This window comes from Pseudomonas sp. P4_C3 (assembly GCF_056402075.1).
Genome location: NZ_JBFUIC010000306.1, coordinates 1 through 4,686 on the forward strand (window position 1 = coordinate 1; position 4,686 = coordinate 4,686).

Consider the following 4,686-nt stretch of genomic DNA (forward strand, 5'->3'; position numbering starts at 1 on the left):
ATTCTGGTGGATGCCCCCGAGAACGGTTTTGTCATTGCCCTTCGAGCGCTACTCAAGGAAGCAGGACTCGGTGCTGACGACTATCGCCTGACACCCGTTGGCGGGGTGCGTGAGCGGTTTACGGCTCTTGTTGCGGGGGAGGGTGATGCGACCTTGCTCGGGCCGCCGTTCGACACCATGGCGGTTCAGCGGGGACTCAAGAAAATTGCAACAATTCAGGATGTATTTGCCAATTTTCCAGGTCAAGGATTGGTCGTGAGGAAATCGGTGAGTCATGCGAATGAAGCGCTGAAAGCGTGGGTACGCATCCTCAACGCAACGCTAACGACCCTGCCTAGCGACACGGCAAAGCTGACAGAGGCTTTGGAGGTACTTGGCATGCCTGTCGAAGCAGTAACAGCACTGGTGAATACATTCCCTGGAACTCTGACGCCTTCTCGCGAGGGTATTGAACTTCTTATTGGACAGAGAGCGCTGCTTGGGTTACCCGGCGCGGATTTTACCTATGAGCAAATTGTCGACGGCTCATTCTTACAATAATTCGGAGGTGCACATGAAGAAGTTCTCGCTCGGTACATTTTCTTTAAAAACCAATCCGCAGCACCGCTTTGCTGGTCTGGTTGTCGACGGGAAAGTTGTTCCAGTCAGCAGTGTGGCTGAGGAGTTCGGGGTTGATATTCTCCGAGAAAAAAATGTGCTGTCGCTACTGGAAAACTGGGATGCCAGCTGCGCCGCGCTCGAATCGATTGTGAGTAAAGCCATTACTTCCTCTTGGTATAATGAAGATCAACTCACGTTTCGCCCTGCGATTGACCTGCCGCGGCAAGTGTTCTGCACAGGCGCAAACTATCGAAAGCATGTAGTGGATTTGACCGTTGATTCAAATGTCGGACCAGAAGGGCTGAGCAAGGAAGAACTGAGGAAGTGGGCCGAAGATATGATGGATCAGAGGGTGGCTAATGGAGAACCCTATGTATTCACCAAGCCAGTCTCTGCAATTTCGGGTGCCTATGAGGACTTGGTACTTCCACCCACTACCAGCAAGCCGGACTGGGAGTTGGAATTGGCCGTAGTGATAGGCAAGGAGGGGTACAATATCCGGGCGGAAGAGGCCATGGATTATGTCGCCGGTTATACGATCATCAATGATATCTCGGCTCGTGACCTGATTCCACGCACTGACTACAAGATGCTCGGTACCGACTGGCTGAGATCGAAAGGGCAGCCAGGCTTTCTTCCGCTTGGTCCGTATCTGGTTCCCAAGCAGTTCGTTGAAGATCCACACAACCTCTCGATGCAACTGACAGTGTCCGGCAAAACAATGCAGGATGAGACGACTGCAGATATGCTTTTTGGAATTGAACAACAAATTGCATACATCTCGAAGTACGCAAAGCTATTGCCAGGTGATGTGATTTGTACCGGATCCCCTGCAGGCAATGGAACTCATTACAATCGTTTCTTGCGCGACGGCGATATTATGGTTGGCACWATTGCCGGACTGGGTGAGCAGCGGCAGAAGTGCATCAGCTATCCAGGTTGAGGTAACGTATTATGCAAACGATCGATGACAATCCAGATCGGGCCTTTTTGGAGCGTGTTATTTCAGAGGCCCAATTCGACATCCCGTTTGAATTGACTGCTGGACTAAGTGCGCTTGGCGCTCGGTTGGTTCATGGCCACCCTGGAGCTGTCGAACTCAGTTTCGAAGCGCCAGTAACAGCCATTCAGGGAAATGGTGTTATAGCCGGTGGCACCTTGATGACCATGCTCGACTATGCCATGGCTTTTGCAGTGCTCAGCATGCTGCCCTGCGGGCAAACCTGTGCCACTACCAGTATTACGGTGAATATGCAGGCGGCTGCGAAACCGTCGTTGTTGAAAGCAAAGGCAACAGTTGAGCGTGTGGGTCGTCAGATTGCATTCGCCAGAGCCGAACTTCATGACCCTCAGCGAGAAGTGCTGGTCGCCAGTTCGTCAGCAACATTTGTGGTTATGCCGGTGAGTCGCCTAAAGGCGGCATGAGTCAAAAAAAATTTAGTTAATTACGAAACTAAACGAACCGTTTTTGAGGCTTCATGATGAATAACATTACCGAAGTGGCCTATAAGCCAGTACGGAGAATTGTCACTGGTCATAACGAAGCTGGTGAGTCGATTTTCACCAGTGACGCCAATACTCCAAATGTTCTGGCACAAGCTGGTAAACCGGTCGCACAAGTCGTTTGGGCAACGGGTGCGGGGCGCGCGGACGGCTTGGATCCAGCGCCAGCCGGACACAAATTTGGTTTTCATTCTGAGGATGGTTCGCTTCTTCGGATAGTCGACTTCCCACCAGACGAGGCTTATGACCAAGAAAAGTTGGTCGAATTTCTCGATAACGAAGGTGTTCGCGACAAGAAGAAGCCTCGACATTTCTGGTTCCACAAAACGGAATCGCTTGATTACGCCGTGGTACTCGAGGGCGAGATTGTCGCGATGATGGATCACGGTGAGACCGTTATGCGGCCAGGAGACGTACTGGTACAGCGCGCAACGAACCACAGTTGGTCGAATCGTTCAGGGCGTAACTGTCGAATGCTGTTTGTCCTGTTAGCGCTGAAAGAAGGAGAAAAACTGTGAGAAAAATTATCATAACCGCCGCTATCACAGGTGGTGCTCATACGCCGTCGATGTCTCCTCATCTGCCGGTTACTCCCGAAGAGATTGGCGATCAGGCGATCGAAGCAGTAAAAGCGGGAGCGGCGATCGTTCATCTTCACGCCCGAAACCCTGAGGATGGTCGGCCCACTGGCGATCCTGAAATCTTCCGTCAGTTCGTGTCTCGAATTAAGGCCGAAACGGATGCCATCGTGAACATTTCTACGGGCGGTGGAGGCCCGGGAATGGCAATTAGCGAGCGTGCGGCGGCAGGTGTTGCGCTGCAACCGGAGATGTGCTCCCTGAACATGGGGTCTATAAACCTAAACCTTTCCGAAATGGCCAGCAAGGATCGAGAGTGGCGTTACAGTTGGGAAGTGGAACATCTTAATGCCACAAAGGATCTTGTCTTCCGCAATACTTTTTCCGATATCGAATGGATCCTGCGAACCATTGGGGATACCGGTACCCGCTTTGAGTTCGAGTGTTACGACGTCAGCCACTTGTACACGCTAAAGTATTTCCTGGATAAAGGACTGGTTAAGCCGCCGTTGTTCATCCAGACAATTTTTGGTTTGCGTGGTGCCATGGGGGCTCATATCGAAGATGTGATGCATCAGAAGCGAACCGCAGATCGTCTATTTGGTGATCAGTATCACTGGTCGGTATTGGGCGCAGGTAAAGACCAGATGCCACTAGCGACTCTCGCGGCCATTATGGGCGGCAACGTCAGAGTGGGTCTTGAAGATAGCTTGTACATTGGGCGCGGTGAGTTGGCGGTTTCTAATGCCGCACAAGTGCGGAAAATCCGAAGTATCGTGGAGCAGTTGGGATTTGAAATCGCTACGCCTCAAGAGGCCAGGGAAATGCTCGCGCTAAAAGGAAAGACAAATACTGCGTTCTAGATCCAGCTGGCCCACCAAGTGGCTGGGCATCCTGTAGATAAAGCATTGACTCTGTTGTGAAATACAAATGCCGGCCATCAGGCCGGCATTGTATTTTGGAAACTATAACGATCTTCAGAATTTAGAGCCCAGCAATTCGCATATGTAATTGATATGCGATTCAGCAAAGGATTCGTCCAGAGGGGCGTGACCTATCATCAGGCGCATATAAACCGGCCCATAGATCAAGTCCATTAGCGCTTCGAGATTTGAATCTTTTGAAATGTCGCCGCTGTTTTTCCACTCTTCAAGCATCTCTCTGACGACTGCTCTGCGGCCGTAATGAAATCGCTCACGGAAGACTCGAAGAATGGCAGGATCAGATTGACCCTCGGCAATGATTTGAGCGACGAGCCGGCCAGGCCATCCCGAATACTGCATCACCAAAGAACGGAAATGATGTGCTATGGCGTCGCGTGGGCGCATTCCTCGAGGAAGCGTTGTTTTTACCAAATGCTGCTCAATAAACGCATCGATGACCACAGAAGCCTTAGATTCCCACCATCGATAAATGGTCGCCTTACTGACACCAGCCTCTCGAGCTATTGCTTCGATAGATATCGCTTGAATCGATTTGTCCTGAAGAAGGCTGATAGCAGCCTCCAGGATCTGTCGACGCGTCGCTTCACTGCGAGGGCGTCCAGCAGGCGATGAGGTTTTCTTGACCTGCATTGGGCTCTTTGGTTCTGAGGGCTTGAAGTGGTCTGACTGATTCATTGTACAATCTTAAAAACGAAACGAAACGAGACGAATAGTATATTGTTTGTCTAGCTAAATTGCCACCTCAGCTGTTTCGGTTCCCTCAAGTCCCTGTGGCTCTAGCCAGGAAAAGGGTCTGGCTAGAGCCACAGGAATCAATCGATACCCATCCTGGTTTTTGCTCTTTACAAAACGGTTCGTGTCGTATAGATTTGAGCCCTACAGACCTGATTCAGGCTCATTTAGTCAATAAAAAGAGGGAGATCACATGAAGCTCGGCCGAATTTCTGTTAACGGGCCTGACGGCGCGGAAGCTCGTTTGGTGCTGGTAGTCCCAGAGGAGCGCCGGGTCATTGACCTGAAGCGCGCGCTCCATGAACAGTTGGTCAAGGACGGCTCTTCCC

General features: G+C 51.1%; 6 protein-coding genes. 5 read left to right on the forward strand and 1 reads right to left on the reverse strand.

Translation table 11 applies throughout. The annotated features are described in order from the left end of the window. The 5 genes from AC1DVH_RS26265 to kce form a co-directional block, all read left to right on the forward strand. The coding region (locus tag AC1DVH_RS26265; RefSeq protein WP_477756251.1) for an ABC transporter substrate-binding protein at positions 1–540 on the forward strand (540 nt) is incomplete at its 5' end. A 13-nt stretch (positions 541–553) separates the two neighbouring features. Further along, the gene (locus tag AC1DVH_RS26270; protein ID WP_477756252.1) at positions 554–1,543 is read left to right on the forward strand and encodes a fumarylacetoacetate hydrolase family protein; all 990 of its coding nucleotides are present in this window, start codon (positions 554–556) and stop codon (positions 1,541–1,543) included. Positions 1,544–1,554: 11 nt separating this feature from the next. After that, on the forward strand, positions 1,555–2,025 hold the full coding sequence (locus AC1DVH_RS26275; protein ID WP_477756253.1) for a PaaI family thioesterase: 471 nt from the start codon (positions 1,555–1,557) through the stop codon (positions 2,023–2,025). 56 nt (positions 2,026–2,081) lie between these two features. Then, positions 2,082–2,621 carry a cupin domain-containing protein gene (locus AC1DVH_RS26280; protein ID WP_223457553.1) on the forward strand — a complete coding sequence of 180 codons (540 nt, stop codon included), beginning with the start codon at positions 2,082–2,084 and terminating at the stop codon, positions 2,619–2,621. Beyond that, positions 2,618–3,544 carry a 3,5-dioxohexanoate:acetyl-CoA acetone transferase gene (kce, locus tag AC1DVH_RS26285; protein WP_223457555.1) on the forward strand — a complete coding sequence of 309 codons (927 nt, stop codon included), beginning with the start codon at positions 2,618–2,620 and terminating at the stop codon, positions 3,542–3,544. Before AC1DVH_RS26280 ends, kce begins: the two co-directional genes overlap by 4 nt. Before the next feature lie 114 nt (positions 3,545–3,658). Here the strand turns inward: kce and AC1DVH_RS26290 are convergent, their stop codons facing one another. Then, complete coding sequence (locus AC1DVH_RS26290) at positions 3,659–4,255, reverse strand: TetR/AcrR family transcriptional regulator C-terminal ligand-binding domain-containing protein (RefSeq protein ID WP_477756254.1); 597 nt, start codon at positions 4,253–4,255, stop codon at positions 3,659–3,661. Positions 4,256–4,686 lie beyond the last annotated feature (431 nt).

Bases quoted from the DNA above. Each gene is read 5' to 3' on its own strand.
- AC1DVH_RS26275 (WP_477756253.1), top strand. From the start codon at position 1,555: ATGCAAACGATCGATGACAATCCAGATCGGGCCTTTTTGGAGCGTGTT.
- AC1DVH_RS26280 (WP_223457553.1), top strand. From the start codon at position 2,082: ATGAATAACATTACCGAAGTGGCCTATAAGCCAGTACGGAGAATTGTC.
- AC1DVH_RS26290 (WP_477756254.1), bottom strand. From the start codon at position 4,255: ATGCAGGTCAAGAAAACCTCATCGCCTGCTGGACGCCCTCGCAGTGAA.